At 69.2% G+C, this 16797-nt stretch carries 13 protein-coding genes; 5 read left to right on the top strand and 8 right to left on the bottom strand.

What is annotated here, in order from left to right:
- Positions 1-11 precede the first annotated feature (11 nt).
- Positions 12-1667 (bottom strand): ShlB/FhaC/HecB family hemolysin secretion/activation protein, encoded by a 1656-nt coding sequence (locus ACUTAG_RS01475; protein ID WP_006386324.1) that lies wholly within the window; start codon positions 1665-1667, stop codon positions 12-14.
- A 483-nt stretch (positions 1668-2150) separates the two neighbouring features.
- On the opposite strand from ACUTAG_RS01475, the gene ACUTAG_RS01470 reads away from it, so the two are divergent.
- Both ACUTAG_RS01470 and ACUTAG_RS01465 read left to right on the top strand, forming a co-directional pair.
- Positions 2151-2972, top strand: coding sequence for a response regulator transcription factor (locus ACUTAG_RS01470; protein ID WP_006386325.1), 822 nt, complete (start codon positions 2151-2153; stop codon positions 2970-2972).
- Positions 2965-5649, top strand: coding sequence for a hybrid sensor histidine kinase/response regulator (locus ACUTAG_RS01465; protein WP_024069350.1), 2685 nt, complete (start codon positions 2965-2967; stop codon positions 5647-5649). The genes ACUTAG_RS01470 and ACUTAG_RS01465 overlap by 8 nt, the downstream gene beginning before the upstream one ends.
- Before the next feature lie 7 nt (positions 5650-5656).
- Here ACUTAG_RS01465 and ACUTAG_RS01460 read toward each other — a convergent pair whose 3' ends face one another.
- Entirely contained in the window at positions 5657-6556 is a 900-nt protein-coding gene (locus ACUTAG_RS01460; protein WP_006386327.1) for a LysR family transcriptional regulator, read from the bottom strand.
- Positions 6557-6667: 111 nt separating this feature from the next.
- Between ACUTAG_RS01460 and ACUTAG_RS01455 the strand changes: the two genes are divergently transcribed.
- Positions 6668-8203 (top strand): MFS transporter, encoded by a 1536-nt coding sequence (locus ACUTAG_RS01455; protein ID WP_054471827.1) that lies wholly within the window; start codon positions 6668-6670, stop codon positions 8201-8203.
- An 18-nt stretch (positions 8204-8221) separates the two neighbouring features.
- Here the strand turns inward: ACUTAG_RS01455 and ACUTAG_RS01450 are convergent, their stop codons facing one another.
- Entirely contained in the window at positions 8222-8890 is a 669-nt protein-coding gene (locus ACUTAG_RS01450) for an O-methyltransferase (protein WP_026382989.1), read from the bottom strand.
- A gap of 83 nt (positions 8891-8973) precedes the next feature.
- On the opposite strand from ACUTAG_RS01450, the gene ACUTAG_RS01445 reads away from it, so the two are divergent.
- The gene (locus tag ACUTAG_RS01445; RefSeq protein WP_053497957.1) at positions 8974-9636 is read left to right on the top strand and encodes a TetR family transcriptional regulator; all 663 of its coding nucleotides are present in this window, start codon (positions 8974-8976) and stop codon (positions 9634-9636) included.
- A 46-nt stretch (positions 9637-9682) separates the two neighbouring features.
- Positions 9683-10426 carry an SDR family NAD(P)-dependent oxidoreductase gene (locus ACUTAG_RS01440; protein WP_024069348.1) on the top strand — a complete coding sequence of 248 codons (744 nt, stop codon included), beginning with the start codon at positions 9683-9685 and terminating at the stop codon, positions 10424-10426.
- A gap of 19 nt (positions 10427-10445) precedes the next feature.
- Here ACUTAG_RS01440 and ACUTAG_RS01435 read toward each other — a convergent pair whose 3' ends face one another.
- From ACUTAG_RS01435 to ACUTAG_RS01415, 5 genes are all read right to left on the bottom strand, one after another.
- Positions 10446-11441, bottom strand: a complete 996-nt coding sequence (locus tag ACUTAG_RS01435; protein ID WP_024069347.1) for an Lnb N-terminal periplasmic domain-containing protein — start codon at positions 11439-11441, stop codon at positions 10446-10448.
- Entirely contained in the window at positions 11438-12817 is a 1380-nt protein-coding gene (locus tag ACUTAG_RS01430; RefSeq protein WP_006384613.1) for an HdeD family acid-resistance protein, read from the bottom strand. The genes ACUTAG_RS01435 and ACUTAG_RS01430 overlap by 4 nt, the downstream gene beginning before the upstream one ends.
- A 127-nt stretch (positions 12818-12944) precedes the next feature.
- The gene (locus ACUTAG_RS01425) at positions 12945-14396 is read right to left on the bottom strand and encodes an NCS1 family nucleobase:cation symporter-1 (protein ID WP_035182450.1); all 1452 of its coding nucleotides are present in this window, start codon (positions 14394-14396) and stop codon (positions 12945-12947) included.
- A 190-nt stretch (positions 14397-14586) separates the two neighbouring features.
- Positions 14587-15381, bottom strand: a complete 795-nt coding sequence (locus tag ACUTAG_RS01420; RefSeq protein WP_006386334.1) for an alpha/beta fold hydrolase — start codon at positions 15379-15381, stop codon at positions 14587-14589.
- Positions 15382-15456: 75 nt separating this feature from the next.
- Positions 15457-16758: a UDP-N-acetylglucosamine 1-carboxyvinyltransferase gene (locus ACUTAG_RS01415; protein ID WP_024069344.1), complete on the bottom strand. Its 1302-nt coding sequence runs from the start codon at positions 16756-16758 to the stop codon at positions 15457-15459.
- Between the last annotated feature and the right edge of the window lie 39 nt (positions 16759-16797).

The raw sequence follows: 16797 nt of genomic DNA, 5'->3' as shown, positions 1-16797 counted from the left end.
TCTGTCGCGGATTAGTACTGGGCCGAGAGGCTGAAGAACACGCGGGGATCCTTGTTGCCCTGGGTCAGGACGTCGCTGCTCATGGGCTTGGCCACTTCGATCGTGGCGTACAGGTTCTTGGTCAGGTTGGCGCGCATGCCGGCGCCATACGAGGAAAGCTTGGCGCGCGTCAGCGGGGCGCTTTCGCTGCGCGACCAGATGTGGCCGCCGTCCACGAACGTGTAGACGTGAGCGCCCTGCGGCAGGAAACGGTCGCTCGACACGGCGTAGCGCAGTTCCAGCGAGGCTGCCACGCCCGAGTCCGCGGACATTTCGCCGTCGTCGTAGCCGCGGCCGAAGTTGGGGCCGCCCAGGGCGAATTCCTCGCTGGCCAGCAGCGGGCTGGCGCTGTACTGGCCGGCAAAGGTGGCCACCAGGCTGAAGCGGTCGGACAGCTGCTGCAGGCGGGTCAGTTCGGCCGTCAGTTTCAGGAAGTCGGGGCGGCCCTTGGCGCGCGAGGCCAGCTCATTGCCTTCCTGCGAGGCGCCCATGGCGTCCAGGCCCTGGTGCACGGTGCCGCGCACGGCGGTGATCCCGTTCCAGCTGTCGGTGCGGTCATAGCTCAGGCCGGCGCGCAGCACCCGCAGGCGGTCGCGCGTGAAGGGAATGCCGGTGATGTCGGTGGTGACGTTGCGCACGTCCAGCATGCCGAACGCGCGCAGGTTTTCCAGGCGCGAGCGGATCACCGGATAGGTGACGGTGGCCGAATACGCCTGAACGTCGCTGGCGACGTTCAGGGGAGCCAGTTCGCGGCCCGGTTCGCTCTTGGCGTAGCTGGCCGCGACGTCGACCGTCATGCCGCTGTCGCTGACCAGCATGTCGTAATTGGCGCCCACGGCTTTGCTGCGGTAGGCCGGAAAGCCCACCCTGCCGGTCAGGGTGAGGCTGTCGGCGCGCCCGCCGAACGAGTTCAGCGTGACCTGGCCGGTCATTTCGCTCCAGCCCAGGTAGGGCGAGGCGCGGTTGTCGATGCCCAGGCGCGCATCGACCGGCTTGCGCTCGCTGCGCACCACCAGCACCGAGCCGCCCACTTCCTTGGGCGAGGCCTCCAGCGAGGCGCGCACGGTCAGGCCGTTCAGGTCGTTGGCCAGCAGCAGCTGGCGCTCGACTTCGGCCACGTTGATGGGACGCACGCCGCGCAGGCGCTGCACCAGTTTTTCGACCGCCGCCTGCGCCGGGCCGATGTCGCCGTCGTACTTCACGTCGGAGATGTAGCCCTCGACCACCATGATGCGGAACTGGCCGCCTTCGATCGTCTGCGCCGGCACGATCACGCGCGTGGTGACGTAGCCGTCGTTGCGGTAGCGCAGCTCGATGTCGCTGGCCACCTTGAAGGCGTCCGCCACGGTGATGGTCTTGCCGACCAGGTCCTGGTAGAGCGGGCGCAGCGTGTCGGCGGGGTAGCGGGTCACCCCTTCGACACGCATGTCGGTCAGCGTGAACGTCAGCTTGTCCGCGCCGGCGGGCGCTTCGGTCGCGCCACCTTGCTGCACCGTCACCGGTGGCGCGGTGGGCGTGCTTTCGGGCATGACCGGCTGAGGCAGCTGGCGGCCCGGCTCGGCGCCCGAAGGCAGGTGAAGCTGCACGTTCTGCGCCGCCACGGGGCCGGCGGCTAACGCCAGCAGCACGGCGGCAACGCCGGCGCGCAGGGAGGAAGGAGGCTGGCGGAACAGGGCGGGGCGGCGGAGTGGAATAGGGCGGCGCATGGATGCTTGGGTGATAATTCGTTACATTCAGGCTTAAATGAAGCTATTTGATATATTTCGTAAACATCAAAAAACAAAATTTCTAAAGTTCTTTACAACTGTGGGGCACTGCGGGATTCTTGCTTGGGCGGTGGCATCCAGGAGATGCCCGGAGGAACGACCTGCCGGCGTGCTGTCGAGGGTGTTTACGTGATGTTGTTGTCGCGGGACGTTGCCGAAGATCGATGGGACGCCACGGATTCCCGGTCCATGGCTTGATGTAACAAACACTATCATGTGTGAATAATGATTGCGCCCACCAGGTTTGCCGGAATGCACGACACGTTTGCCGCAAGGAAAAATATTCACAAAACCGGCACGGTTCTGTGGGCTGTTACCAACGCGTCCAGCGGCCGGCATGAAAGAATGCGCGGCATGAATGACGCCTCCTATCCGCTTATCCCGGGCCAGCTTGCCGGCCTGCGCGTGCTGGTCGTCGAGGACCGTCCCGAGGACCGCATGCTGCTGGTGGATTTCCTGACCAGCCAGGACTGCCGGGTGTATGTGGCCGAGGACGGCAACGACGGCTATCGCAAGGCGCAACTGGTGCAGCCCGACATCATCCTGATGGACGTGAACATGCCGGTCTGCGACGGCCTGGCGGCCTGTCGCCTGCTCAAGGCCGACCCGGCCACGCGGGCCATTCCCGTCATCTTCCTGACCGCGGCGTCGTTGCCCATGGAGCGCGTGGCGGGCTTGTCGGCGGGCGCCGTCGACTACGTCGCCAAGCCGTTCGATTTCGAGGAAGTGCGCCTGCGCCTGCTGATACACCTGCGCGTGACGCCGGTGGCGCAGCCCGCCAGCGCGGCCGGCCCTTGCGAGGACGGCGCCCCGGCCGCGGGCACCGGGTCGACGCTCGATGGCGTCCTGTTCCGCGCCGCGCGCAAGCTGTTGCGCGAACGGCTGGACCACACGCCGGAGCTGGTGGCGCTGGCCCAGGCGCTGGGCACCAACGCGCGTCGGCTGAACCAGGCGTTCCGGCGGTGCGCCGGCACCACTGTGTTCGAATTCCTGCGCGAAGAACGCATGCGCGAGGCGCGCCGCCTGCTGTGCGAGACCGGCCTGGACATCCAGGCCATTTCGCAGGCGGTGGGCTATGGCAACCGCGGCAATTTCTCCACCGCTTTCCGCGAGCGTTTCGGCATGGCGCCGACCGCCCTGCGCCAGGAGCAGGATCCCCATGCCTGATCGTCGCGTGGGCTGGCTGGCCTGGTTGCTGTGGCTGGCCCTGTCCTGCCTGAGCCTGCCCGCGCGCGGGCAGGATCCCCAGCCCGTCATCGACCTGAGCACCGTGGGCGGCACCCTGCCGCTGGTCGGCGAGCTGCGGGGCATCGAAGACCATGCCGGCGACCAGGACGCCAGCCAGGTCCTCGATGGCGCCTGGCAGCCGGTGACCGCCCGCTGGCTGAACCGGGGGTATTCCGCCTCGGCGTTCTGGCTGCGGCTGGAGGTCAGCAACACGTCCGGCAGCGCCCAGGAACGCTGGCTCTCGTTCGGCGTGCCGCGGCTGGAGGACGTGCGTTTCTATCTGTTCGCGCCAGGGCAACGGCAGCCGTCCGGCATCCTGCTGGCCGGCAACCGCGAGCCGCTGGCGCGCCGCGAGATCCCGGCCACCGTCTCGGTGGTGCCGTTGCGGCTCGAACCGGGCCAGCGCATGACGGTATTGGTGCGGGTGCAGAGCCGTTCCGCCATCAGCATGGAGCCCACCCTGAGGACGCCGGCGGCGTTCGTCGGCGTGACCCAGCGCAACACCATGGTGGTGGCGCTGCTGATCGGCGCCCTGATGATGGTCGGCCTCTACGCCGCGGTGCTGGGCGCGGCCCAGCGCGACCCGGTCTACCTGTTGCTGTCCGCCGCCATCTTCATCGAGATTCTCTACAGTCTGTCGTTCCAGGGGCTGCTGTACCGCTACGTCCTGACCGGCGGCGGCGAGATGGTGTTGCGCGCGCCCAGCGTGCTGGCGACGCTGGCGGCGTCCCTGTTCGGTTTCATGGCGATGCTGTTCGCCGACCTGCACCGGGTGCGCATCTGGCGCGGCGTCTATCGCGGGCTGATCGCCGCCGGCGTGGCGGGCGCGGTCTGGGCCGCGCTGGGCGACTACCGCGAGGCGGCGCAGGCGTTGATCGGGCTGATTTTCCTGTGGGCGCTGGTGTGGCTGGTGTCCATGGCCGACGGCTGGCGCCGCGGCCATGCCAACGCGCGCATCTTCCTGCTGTCCTTCGCCATCTACTGTTCCTGCCTGTTCCTGCGGGTGGCCTACATCCAGGGGCTGCTGCCGGGCCGCTGGGCGGGCGGGCCGGAAGTCGCCTGGGACCTGCTGTCGGTGTCGCTGATGCTGGCCGTGCTGCTGCATGGCCGCTCGCGCCAGCATCGCCAGGAGCGGCTCGCGGCGCAGCGCGAACTGGCGCAGGCGCGCGAACGCGAACACCAGCGGCTGGACCAGGCCGTCACCGAGCGCACCCAGGCGTTGCAGGCGGCGCTGATTCTGGCCGACGAGGCGGGCCGGGTGCGGCAGGACTTCCTGGCGCGCATCAGCCACGATCTGCGCACGCCGCTGACCTCGATCATCGGCTTTGCCGACCTGATCCAGGCCGGCGGCCGCGACGACGCGCCGCGCGGCGCCGTCATCCGCCGCAGCGCCGACCACATGCTGGGCATGGTCAATGACCTGATCGACTACGCCGCCGGCGCCGGCGGCCAGGCATTGCGGCTGGCGCCCGAATACGCGCACGCCTTGCTCGATGCCGTGGCCAAGGAAGCCGCGCCGATCGCGGCGCGCCAGGACAACCGCTTCGAACTGCGGGTGTCGGACAGCGTGCCCGCCGTGCTGGAGATGGATGGCAAGCGCGTGCGGCAGGTGCTGTCCAACCTGGTCGACAATGCCGCCAAGTTCACCCGCGGCGGCGTGCTCACGCTGACCGCGGACTACGCCGCGCCGGCGGCGGGCGAGGCCGCGGGCTGGCTGACGCTGGCGGTGCGCGATACCGGCTGCGGCATCGCGCCCGAAGACCGGCAGCACATCTTTGAACCGTTCCAGCGGCTGACGTCCGCCGACAGCCAGCCCGGCGTCGGACTTGGCCTGGCGATCGTCCAGCAATGGGTGCAGCGCATGAACGGCCGCATCCACGTCGACAGCGAAGTGGGCCAGGGCACAACGATCAGCGTGGCCCTGCCGGTCAGGCAGGTGGACGAATCACGCGTGTCGCACCACTACATCGCCGCCGCGGCGCACGTGCTGCCCTTGCTGGATGGCGCGGGCAAGCGCATCTGGCTGGCCGAGGACACCCCGGAAATCCGCGAGTTCCTGGTCGAGGAACTGGCCAGCCTGGGCTTCCTGGTGGAAAGCGAAGCCGACGGGCGTGGCATGGTGGCGCGCATCCAGGCCGACGACGCGCGCCGGCCCGACCTGATCCTGACCGACCACCGCATGGAAGGCGCCGACGGTTCCGCCGTGCTGCGGGCCGCGCGCGCGCGCTGGCCGGACCTGCCGGTGGTGGCGGTTTCGGCGACGCCGCAGGAGACGCCGCCCCTGGACGGCGCAGGCTACGACGCCAGCCTGCTCAAGCCCATCAACCTGGTGGAATTGCGGCATCTGCTGGGCCGCCTGCTGCATCTGGCGACGAATCCCGCGGCCAATGAGCCGGCGCCGGCGGCATCGCCGCTGCCGCGCCTGTCGCGCGCCGAACTGGAACAGGTGCAGCGGCTGCTGGATATCGGCGGCATTTCGGACCTGATGGATTGGGCGCGCGCCGTGCAGGCGCGCGATCCGGCCTTCACGGATTTCAGCCAGCAGGTGCAGCGGCTGGCGCGGCAGGGCGATCTCGCGGCCATCGGCGAACTGTGCGGGCGGATGCCCGTGGCCTGAGCGGGCGTCAGGGCGGGCTGTCGCGAAACAGCCGCTCGGCGAGGAAGTCGACGAACACCCTGACCTTGGGCGACAGGTTGCGGTTGGAGGGCCACAGCGCCTGGAAGCGCCCCGCGCCATTGACCTGCGCGTCCAGCAGCGCGCGCAGCCTGCCGGCCGCCAGCGCCTCGCGCGCCAGGAAATCCGGCATGCAGCCGATGCCGAACCCCTGGATGGTCGCGCCCAGCAACGCTTCCATGTTGTTGCAGGTGAACGCGGCCGTCAGCCGCGGCGCGGCCTCGCCCGCGGCCAGCGCCAGCGGCCATTCCTGCAGCGTACCGGCGTTCGGATAGCGGAACCGCACCGCCCGATGCCGTTCCAGGTCGCGCGCGCGCTGCGGCGTGCCATGGCGCGCCAGGTAATCGGGCGCCGCGTACAGCCGCAGCCGGAAGCTGCCGAGCGTTCGGGCCGCCAGGCGCGAATCGGGCAGGTCGCCGCTGCGGATCGCCACGTCGACGCGCTCGCCGATCAGGTCCACGATCCGGTCGTTGAAGTCCATGTCCAGTTCGATGTGCGGATAGCGCGCCGCGAAGGCCGGCAGCACCGGCAGCAGGAAGTGGTAGCTGACCAGCGGCGCGCTGACACGCAGGCGCCCGCGGGGTTCGCGCAGCGTCTGCGACAGCATGGCGTGCGCATCGTCCAGGTCTTCCAGGATGCGTTTGCAGCGCTCGTAGAACAGCCGGCCTTCCTCGGTCAGCTGCATGCGGCGCGTGCTGCGCTGGAACAGCCGCACATGCAGGTCCTGTTCCAGCCGGGCCACGGCCTTGCCGACGGCCGAGGGCGACAGGTCCAGGTCGCGTCCGGCGGCGGCGAAGCCACCCAGTTCGGCGCTGCGGACAAACGGCAACAGGCCGCTCAAACGGTCCATGGCGATTCCATTGAAGAAATTAATTCCCGTATGTGTGGATTTTTACCCTATTTATCCGCCCATTGCGCACAGGTATCTTCAATGCCGTTGCCTTCCACATCGATGCCTGCCATGCCGTCTGTCGTTTCGCCGCCGCTGTCCGCGGCCCGCAAGTTCCTGGTCCTGGCCGCCGTGTGCCTGGCGTGCGCGGCCATGCCGTTCACCTTTACCGGCCCCGCCATCGCGCTGCCCGCCATCGCGCGCGACCTGGGCGGCAGCCCGGTCGCGCTGAACTGGATCACCAACGCCTTCATGCTGGTGTTCGGCAGCTCGCTGCTGGTGGCCGGCGCGCTGGCCGACCGCTACGGGCGCCGCCGCGTCTTCCTGGCGGGCGCCGCGATCTTCATCGCGGCCTCCCTCGGCCTGGTCCATGCGCCGGACATCGTCGCCTTCGACCTGCTGCGCGCCGCGCAAGGCCTGGGCGGCGCGGCGATCTTTTCCGGCGGCGCCGCGGCCTTGGCGCAGGCGTTCGACGGGCCCGGGCGCATGCGGGCCTTCAGCCTGCTGGGCGCCAGTTTCGGCGCGGGCCTGTCGTTCGGGCCCATCGCCTCGGCCTTGCTGATCGAACGCTACGGCTGGCGCAGCATCTTCCTGCTGGTGATCGGCCTGGCCGCCGTTGCATTGCTGCTGGGCGCGCGTTGCCTGCGCGAATCGCGCGATCCGGCGGCGGGGCGCCTGGACTGGCCGGGCGCCGCCACGTTCAGCGCGGCGCTGGCGTTGCTGACCTGGGGCATCATGCGGGCGCCGCAAAGCGGCTGGGGCGATCCTTCCACGTTGGCGATGCTTGCGGCGGCGGTTGCGTTGTTCGCCGCGTTCGGCGTGATCGAGTTGCGCGCGGTCCGGCCGATGCTCGACCTGACGCTGTTCCGCTATCCGCGTTTCCTGGGAGTGCAGCTGCTGGCGGCCGCGCCGGCCTATGCCTTCGTGGTGTTGCTGATCCTGCTGCCGGTGCGTTTCATTGCCGTCGACGGCCTTGGCGAAATCGAGGCGGGCCGCATGATGATCGCGCTGTCCGCTCCTTTGCTGTTGTTGCCGATCGTGGCTGGCCAGCTGACGCGCTGGCTGGCGCCGGCGCTGATCTGTGGCGCGGGGTTGCTGCTGGCGGCCGCCGGTCTGGCCTGGCTCAGCCTGGCCATGACGGCCGGGCAGGTGACGGCGCTGGTGGGGCCGATGCTGCTGATCGGCATCGGCATCAGCCTGCCGTGGGGTTTGATGGATGGGCTGGCCGTCAGCGTGGTGCCCGTCGAGCGCGCCGGCATGGCGACCGGGATCTTCAGCACGACCCGGGTGGCGGGCGAAGGCGTGGCGCTGGCCGTGGTCAGCGCGCTGCTGACCGGCTTGACCGCAAGCCACCTCGCCACGGCGTTGCCCGGCGCCGCGCCGCGGGCGACGCAGGCGGCCCAGCGCTTGGTCGCCGGCGACTTCGACGCGCTGGCCGCGATCCTGCCCGGGACCGGCCGCGCGGTATTGGCGCACGTTTCCGCGGATGCCTTCGCCGTGCTGCTGTGGATCCTGGCGGCGATCACGGTGCTGACCGCCCTGGTGGTGTTTCTCTTCCTGGGCAAGCCCGAGGCGCGCGAGGCGGCGCCGGCGGCGGCGCGGGCCTGAGACCGGTGTGGCGGCGCCTCACCCCAACCGCATCGACAGCTCGACGTCGTCGCCGAACGGCGTCGACAGGTAGCCCGAGTCCGGCGAACGCACGCGCGCCAGGTACTCGGGGCAATGGTCGGCATTGTCCGCCACGATCAGCGCGCCGGGTCGCAGCCGGCTTTCCAGCAAGGCCAGGATGTCGGAGTACAGCGCCTTGGCGCCGTCCAGCAGCACCAGGTCGATGCGCTCGGGCAGGTCGGCGGCCAGCGTCTGCAACGCATCGCCCTGCCGCAGTTCGACCAGGTCCGCCAGCCCGGCTTCAAGCAGATGGCCGCTGGCCAGGGCGACCTTGGAAGGCTCGAATTCGGTGGTGATCAGCCGGCCGCCGCCGTTGTCGCGCAACGCCGCCGCCAGGTGCAGCGTCGAAATGCCGAACGAGGCGCCGAATTCGATGATGGAGCGGGCCTGCGTGCTGCGCGCCAGCATGTACAGCAGGGTGCCGGTCTCGGGCGACACCGCCAGCGGCAGGTCCTTCATGCGGCCGTAGAACTCGCGGTATTCGGTCTTGCTGCGCATCAGCCGCGCCTGCTCGGCGTCGGACATATTGGCCAGGGCGGGGTCGGCATTCGACCAGGAGGCGTCGGCCTGGGTGAACAGGCGGTCCAGCAGCGCAGGCAGGGGCGCAGAGGTCAGGGTGTTGGTCATGATGATGGGTTTCCAGTCGGGGGGCAGGGGTTTAGAATACGACGAATTCGTCGCATTTCCCTATTCGCATTTCGCGCGCCGCCATGACCACACGCCGCAGCACCCGGCTTTCCGAGAGAAAACAACCGCAGCAGGCCCGCTCGGCCGAGCTGGTCGCGGCCATCCTGCAGGCGGGGGCTCAGGTTTTGGCCAAGGAAGGGGCCGCGCGCTTCACCACCGCCCGCGTGGCCGAGAAGGCCGGCGTCAGCATCGGCTCGCTCTATCAATACTTCCCCAACAAGGCCGCCATCCTGTATCGCCTGCAGACGCAGGAATGGCAGCAGACCTCGGATCTGCTGCGGCGCCTGCTCGAAGACGCGCGCCACGCGCCGCCGCAGCGCTTGCGCAACCTGGTGCACGCCTTCGTCCGCTCGGAGTGCGAAGAGGCCGTCATGCGTGTCGCCCTCAATGACGCGGCGCCGCTGTATCGCGATGCGCCCGAGGCGCGCGCCACCAAGGAAGAGGGCGGCCGCATCGTGCTCGCGTTTCTCGAAGAGGCCCTACCCAACGCGTCTGACGCCACCCGCGTCCTGGCGGGCGATCTCATCACCCACACGCTCAGCGCCGTCGGCAAGCAGTTCTCCGAAAGTCCGCGCACCGACGCCGAGATCGAGGGCTACGCGGACGCGCTGGCCGACATGCTGTGCGCGTATCTGGACAGCCTGGCGCGGGGCGTCGGCCAGGCACGCCGGCAAGCCCGCAAGTAACCTGTGGCATCCTCCTTCCGTGATGCACTCTCATACGACTGACACGATGCATGATTCCCTTCCCGTGGCGCTGGTGACCGGCTCCACCTCCGGCATCGGCGCCGCCATTGCCCGGCGCCTGTCGCGCGATGGCTATGCCGTGGTGCTGCATTCGCGCCAGTCGGCCGAGGCGGGCCGGGCGCTGGCCGCGGAGCTGGGTTCGGCCGTCTATGTGCAAGCGGACCTGGCCGTCGACGCCGACCGTGTGCGTCTGGTCCGCGAGGCGGTGGCGGCGTGGGGCCGGCTGGACGTGCTGGTCAACAACGCCGGCATCAGCCGCGTGATCGCGCACGGCGACCTGGCTGCGGCCACGCCCGCGGTCTGGCACGAGATGCACGAAGTCAACGTGGTTGCGCCATTCCGCCTGGTGGCCGAGGCGCAAGCCGCGCTGTCGGCGGCCGCGGCGCGGGGCCGGCCGGGTTGCGTGGTGAACGTCAGCTCGCATGCCGGCGTGCGGCCCAAGGGCGCGTCGATTCCGTATGCGGCGGCCAAGGCGGCGCTGAACCATGTGACGCGTCTGCTGGCGGTGTCGTTGGCGCCGTCGATCCGGGTCAACGCGGTGGCGCCCGGATTGGTGGACACGCCGTTGACGCGGGATTGGACCCAGGCGCAGCAGCTGTGGCGCGAACGGGCGCCGATGCGCCGCGCCGCGCAGCCGGACGACATCGCCCAGGCAGTGGCGTGGCTGGCGCAGTCCGACTACCTGACGGGCGAGATCCTGTTGTCGGACGGCGGGCTGAACCTGACCTGAGGCGCGGCCATCGCCACGGTCACGCGTCCGCTTCGGCGGGCGGCACGCCCGGCACGCCACGCCGGATATTGCGCGAGTATTGCGCCGCATCGCGCGTGGCGCGGGCGCGGTCGGTGTAGCGGCCGGCGGCGCGGTAGGCCTGGACGCTGCCAGCGCCTTGCAGCGCTCCCAGGCGGTACAGGTATTCCGGCAGATATCCCGACAGCAGCAGGCGGTAGTCCAGCGGCAGGCCCGGCACGATCTTGTCGGCCAGCCGGTACACGATGGTGATGCAGTTGGCCGTCAGGGTGTTGTAGAAGCGCGGCTGGCGCCGCAGGCGCGTGGCCGTGTCCACGTACGACAGCAGCAGCTTGCGCGGCGCGCCGGGCGGCATGTGGACGCGGTACAGATAGCCGTCCTCGCCCCGCACATTGGTGCGCACGCGCAGGCTGTCTTCCTCGGCCGAGGCCAGCACCGACAGCTCATACTGGCGGAAAAAACCGCCGATTTCCGAGAACGTGTCGTTGCGCTTGCGGCGGATCTCCACTGAGAACACCACGTACTGGCCGTCGCTGAAGCCGAACGACACCAGGGCATGCGCAATCGCCGGGCGGCCCCAATACGACAGCGCCAGGTCCACCGATGCCAGTTTCGACAGGTCATAGTGGCGGGTTTCCCAGCGCGCGTCGAAGTCGGTGCGCGAGCGCCAATCGAAGTTGCGCACGTCGTGCAGCGTCAGGCGGTCGCCGTCGACCTCGCCATGGGTGGCGCGGGCCACTTCGGGCATCCAGTCGCGGTCGTTGGATGGCCGCATGCCCCAGATCCACCACGCCAGCAGCGCCAGCAACAGCGCGCCGAACAGCGCGGCCGGCAGCAGGTAGCCCCATGCCAGTCCCGCCAGCGCGGCGGCGGCCAACGCCATCCAGGCCAGCGGCGCCAGCAGGCGGGCGCGGCCCCGCCCTGGCGACTGGAACCACAGCGCCAGCGCGCCCCACAGGGCGCCGGCGACGACGGCGGCCGCCAGCAGCGCCGTCATGACTGGGTCTGGGTATTGCGGGCGACCGCCTCGCGGTCCTGGCGGCGCCAGCCGGCGCGCAGCGCCGCGATCTGGCGCAGCGCCGCCTGCGACATCTTCCACCAGCCGAACGGCCGCGGATCGGCCAGCATGCTGAGCGCGCGCGCATAGTCCAGCGTCAGGCCTGGGGTCCAGGCCATGGTCAGGGCGCGCTTGCGGATCTGCGCCGCCACCCACAACTCGGGCGTGAACAGCAGCCGCCACAGCACCGCCCAGCCGGCCCGCGGGCCGTGCAGGCGGCCCACCACGCCGTCCAGCGCCGCTTCCAGCGCGGCCGAGACCGAACTGGAGCAGTTGCGGTGGGTCAGGTTGTAGATCTCGGTCTTGCGGTACTCGTCCCAGAACGCCTGCAGCTTGGCGGCGTCGTAATTGCGGATGCGCACCTGCATGGTCGACGGGCACCAGGCCTTGGATTCGGTGGCGTAGTCGGGCTGGTACACGCCGGGCACGTTGTTGTCGGCGGTGGCGCGCAGCAGCGTGCCGAACTGCTCGGGCGAGTGGTCGATCTCCACGGCCGGATAGAGACTGATGTAGATGCCCTCGGGCGATTCCAGCGCGGCATGGCCGGTGGACACGACGCCGTTGATGTCCACCGCCGCGATGTAGCGGTCGACCACCGGGTAGTTGCGCGTCTCGGTCTTGGCCGAGCCCGAAGGCGTCCATACGTGCACGGTCAGGGCGCGCTCGCTGGCTTGCGGCGGACCGTCGAACACCTTCTGCGCCGGGCCGTCGGCGCGCGTCGGCATGAAGGCGGGGTCGGGGTTGGTGGCCAGCGCCGGATTGGCATCCAGGTTGCGCACGCGGCGCGCCAGCCACAGCAGCTTGAGGCCCGAGATGGCCAGGAACAGCCCGATGCAGTAGGGCACCGTGCCGACATAGTGGGTGGGGTAGGGCTGGAAGAAGAAGATCGCCAGCAGCACCTCGGCCACGCCCGAGGCGAACACCACGCGCCAGCGCTGGTAGCGCACCACGTAGGCGGCGATGCACTGGATCAGCCCGTCCACCAGGAACAGCAGCCCGAAGATCATCGACAGCACGAAATGCCCGTGATGATGGCCCGCCAGCACCAGTGTGCCGGCCACCAGCACGAACACCCCCTTGGTGTAGCGCAGCACGCGCTGGCCGCCCACGCCGGACTTGGCGATGGCCAGCGTCGCGATGCCCTCGGCCACCAGCAGCGCGGCGAAGAAATTCAAGGGAAAGTACAGCGCGTTGTCCAGGGCGTCGAGGAACACGAACGCGCCTGCGGCCAGCATCAGCCAGCCGCCGATCATCAGGGCGCGGGCGCGCTTGTGCAGATAGTCGACACCGAGCAGCAGCAAGACCAGGTGACTCATGGGGCGGGGCTCCATGCAAGGGCGCAATGCCACGGGATGGCAAGTATCGCATGCAGGGTACCGCGACTGCGGCCCGCGCGTCGAGTCGCGCGCCGCCGCCGGCGCCGAGGCGCCGGCGGCGGACCGGTCAAGCGATGGCCGGCATGGCCCGCGGGCGCAGCGTGGCCAGCACCCAGTAGACGCCGCCGCCGATCCCCACGCCGAAGAACCAGCCATAGGTGGCCCACCAGGCCGGCAGCAGGTCGGTGAAGTTGGGCAGGATGGTCGAGAACACGCTGCCGATGCCGGTGGCCGCCAGCGCGTTCATGTTCCAGCCGCCCCGGTAGCGGTATTCGCCATGCTCGTCATACAGCGCCGCAACATTGATGCGGCCCTTGGCCACCAGGTAGTAGTCCACCAGGATGATGCCCAGCAGCGGTCCCATGGTGGCGCCGATGGCGTTGACGAAGTGGGCCGCGCCGCCTTCCCACGGCGCGAACGGATACAGCACCAGCGCGATCAGCGCCGCGATGTAGCCGCCGCACTTGAAATTGATGCGCTTGGGAAACACGTTCGAAATATCGAAGGCGGCCGACACGAAGTTCGCCACCACGTTGATGCCCAGCGTGGCCACCGCGAAGGTCAGCGCGGCCAGCAGCGCCAGCACCCAGCTGTCGAACTTGGTGGAGATCTGCTCGGGGTGCAGCAGCACCTCGCCGTAGACCTTGTAGGCGGCGATGGTGGTGACGCCCGCCACCAGCGAAAAGGCCACCAGGTTCACCGGCAGGCCCCACAGGTTGCCGCGTTTCACCGCCTGCTTGTCGCGGGCGTAGCGCGAGAAATCGCAGAAGTTCAGGTACAGCGCGGCGAAGTAGGTGATCCAGGTGGCGCCCACCGCCATCAGCGCCCAGAAGCTGCCCGGCGCGCCCGTCACGCCGGCGTCGCGGGTCTTGTCCAGCAGCACGTCCATCGGGATGCCGTGCTCCAGGCTGAAGCCGCCGGCCTTGATGCACAGGCCGACCGCCAGCACCAGCATGGCGATCCACACCGCCGGGCCGGCCCAGTCCTGGAACCGGCGCACCGTTTCCATGCCTTTCTGGATGATGAGCAGCTGCAGCGCCCAGATGCCGACGTAGCAGATCAGCTCCAGGCCCGAATGCCCCAGCCATTGCGTGTTCTGGTGGAAGGCCAGCAGGCTGTCGTTGCGCACCAGCAGCGCCACGATGGCGCCCGACGCGGCCGCCGTCTGCGCGCCATACCAGAAGCACGCCACCACCGCGCGCACCAGCGCCGCCAGGTTGGCGCCCCAGATGCCGAACGAAGCGCGCGCCAGCACCGGGTAGGGCACGCCGGTCTTTTCGCCGGCATAGCCCATCAGGTTCATGAGGAAGAAGATCACCAGCGAACTCAGGCCGATGGCGATCAGGAAGTTGACGAAGCTGCCGCACAGCAGGAACAGGCTGGCGGCCAGGTAGTAGCCCCACAGGCTGTGCACGTCCGAGGTCCAGACGTTGAAGATGCTGAAGGCGCCCCAGCGGCGTTCCTTCGTGGGGGCCAGGTCTTCGTTGTAGAGACCGGGGGAAGGATTTCGGATATCGATGGCGAGCTCCCTGGCCCAAGGTTGGGCATGGCCGTAAAGGAAGCCGGGCGGACCAATTACAGCAGCAACACTTGGACGGAGCCTGGCGCGTACTATGGTGTGCAAAGAGTGTATACAACCTTTGCGCCAATACGCCCCTGGGGTTTTCCCTTCCGGCAAAGGGCCTGCCTGCGCAGGCCCTGGCGGCCAATCAGCCTGGCACCGCGCCCCGCAGCCACTGGCCGGCCAGGTCCAGCACGATGCGCGCCTGCTCGCGGTGCGGCACGTGGCCGCAGTTCTCCAGCAGCGCCTGCTTGCCGCCGGTCAGGCGGGCGATGATTTCGGGGTGCGCGGCCGAGCCGTACTCGTCCACTTCGCCGTGCAGCGCCAGCACCGGGCATTTGACCTGGCGCAGCGCGTCGTCGAGCTTCCAGTCGGCGAAGGCCGGCGACAGCCAGGTGTCGACCCAGGCGCTCAGCACCCACGCGGCCTTGTCGCCGTGATACTTCTTCAGGCGGTCCAGCTGGCCCGGCTCGGCGAAGTTGCGCTGCGCCGCGCGGATGCCATCCAGGGTGCGGTTCTCGGCGAAGGTCTGGGCCGACTCGGTGATCAGGGCGTCGCAATCCTGGGGATGGGTCGCCGCGCAGCAGATGCCCATGCCGCCGCCGACGCTGTGGCCGAAGGCGATGAAGCGGCCGATGCCAAGCGCCTGGCGCACGGCCTGGAAACCGTCGCGCGCCTCGGCCTCGACGAAGCCGGTGGTCAGCGTGGCGGGGTTGGGATCGGAGCGGCCAAAGCCCAGGCGGTCATAGGCGATGACGGCGCGGCCGGTGGCCGCGGCCAGCTGTTCGGGGAAGTCGCGCCACAGTTCGACGCAGCCCAGCGAATCATGCAGCAGCACGATCGGCGCCGCGTCCGCATCCCGCCCGGCGGGATCCCAGCGCCGCGCGAACAGGCGGCCTTGCGGGGTGGACACGTGGACATCCTGGCTGGCAATCGACGACATGTAGGGATCCTGGGAAGCAAAAGGGCGCCGAAGCGCCGTTTGAAGGAATCCCGGGATTATAGGAAACCGCCCGCGCTATTCCTCGGCGGTCCACTCGACCTGCACGCCCAGGCTGCGCAGGTTCTCGACGAAGCGCGGGTGGGCGCGGCGGATCGGCGTGGCGTTGCGGATCTCGGAACGCCCCTCGATGCTGCTGGCGATCATGAACAGCGCGATCGCCACGCGGATGATGTAGGGGCTTTCGACCACCGCGGGCGTCAACGGATTGCCGCCGAAGGTGATGACACGGTGCGGGTCCGACGAGAACACGTGCGCGCCGAACTTGGACAGCTCGCCGGTCCAGCCCAGCGCGCCGTCGTAGACCTTGTTCCAGAACATCGCGTTGCCCTCGGCGCACACGCCCAGGGCGATGAAGATGGGTAGCAGGTCCACCGGGAAATACGGCCACGGCGCGGCCTCGACCTTGGTCAGCACGTTGCTGGTGAAGGGCGTCTGCACCTTCAGCGGGCCGTCGCGCAGCGCGCGCGACCAGCCGTTCTCGTGCACGATCCTGACGCCGAACTTGGCGAAGGTGCGGTCGATCAGCGGGAAATTGGACGGCGTGCTGTTGCGCACCACCACGTCGCCGCCGGTGATCGCGCCCAGCGCCAGGAAGGTGGTGATCTCGTGGAAGTCTTCCTCGAAGGTGAACTCGCCGCCGCGCAGGGTGGCGCCGCCGCGCACCGTCAGGCGCGAGGTGCCGATGCCGTCGATGTTGGCGCCCATCATCGTCATGAAGCGGCAGAACTCCTGCACGTGCGGCTCGGACGCGGCATTGGTCAGCGTCGATTCGCCGGCCGCGGCGGCCGCGCACAGCACGAAATTCTCGGTGGTGGTGACCGAGGCGTAGTCCAGCCAATGATGGGTCGGCTTGAGCGGGCCGGCGCTGCGCACCAGCAGCGAACCGCTGGCGCGTTCGACCTCGCCGCCGAACGAGCGGAAGATGTCGACGTGCGGATCGATCTCGCGCACGCCCAGCGTGCAGCCCTTGACGTTGTCCTCCAGCCGCGCCACGCCGAAGCGCGCCAGCAGCGGCGACACCAGCATGATGGACGAGCGCATCTCTTCCGGCAGGCGATGGCGCGCGGCGTCGAACGTGGTGTCGCGGTGATGCAGGTCCAGTGTGCGGGTGCTTTCATCCAGCCGCACTTCGCTGCCCAGCGTGCGGAAGATGTCGAGGATCTTGCGCACGTCGGTGATGTCGGGCACGCCATGCAGCCGCAGCGGCTGGTCGGTCAGCAGCGTGGCGCACAGGATCGGCAGCACCGCGTTCTTGTTGGCCGACGGGATGACGCGGCCGCGCAGGGGCGTGCCGCCGTGGACGATGAGATTGGACATGGGCGAGAAGCTTGGACGACAGGTGGAACGGCAAGGGGG

Source organism: Achromobacter sp. CSND-B12, from assembly GCF_052906545.1.
This window is presented reverse-complemented; position numbering and strand designations above follow the sequence as displayed.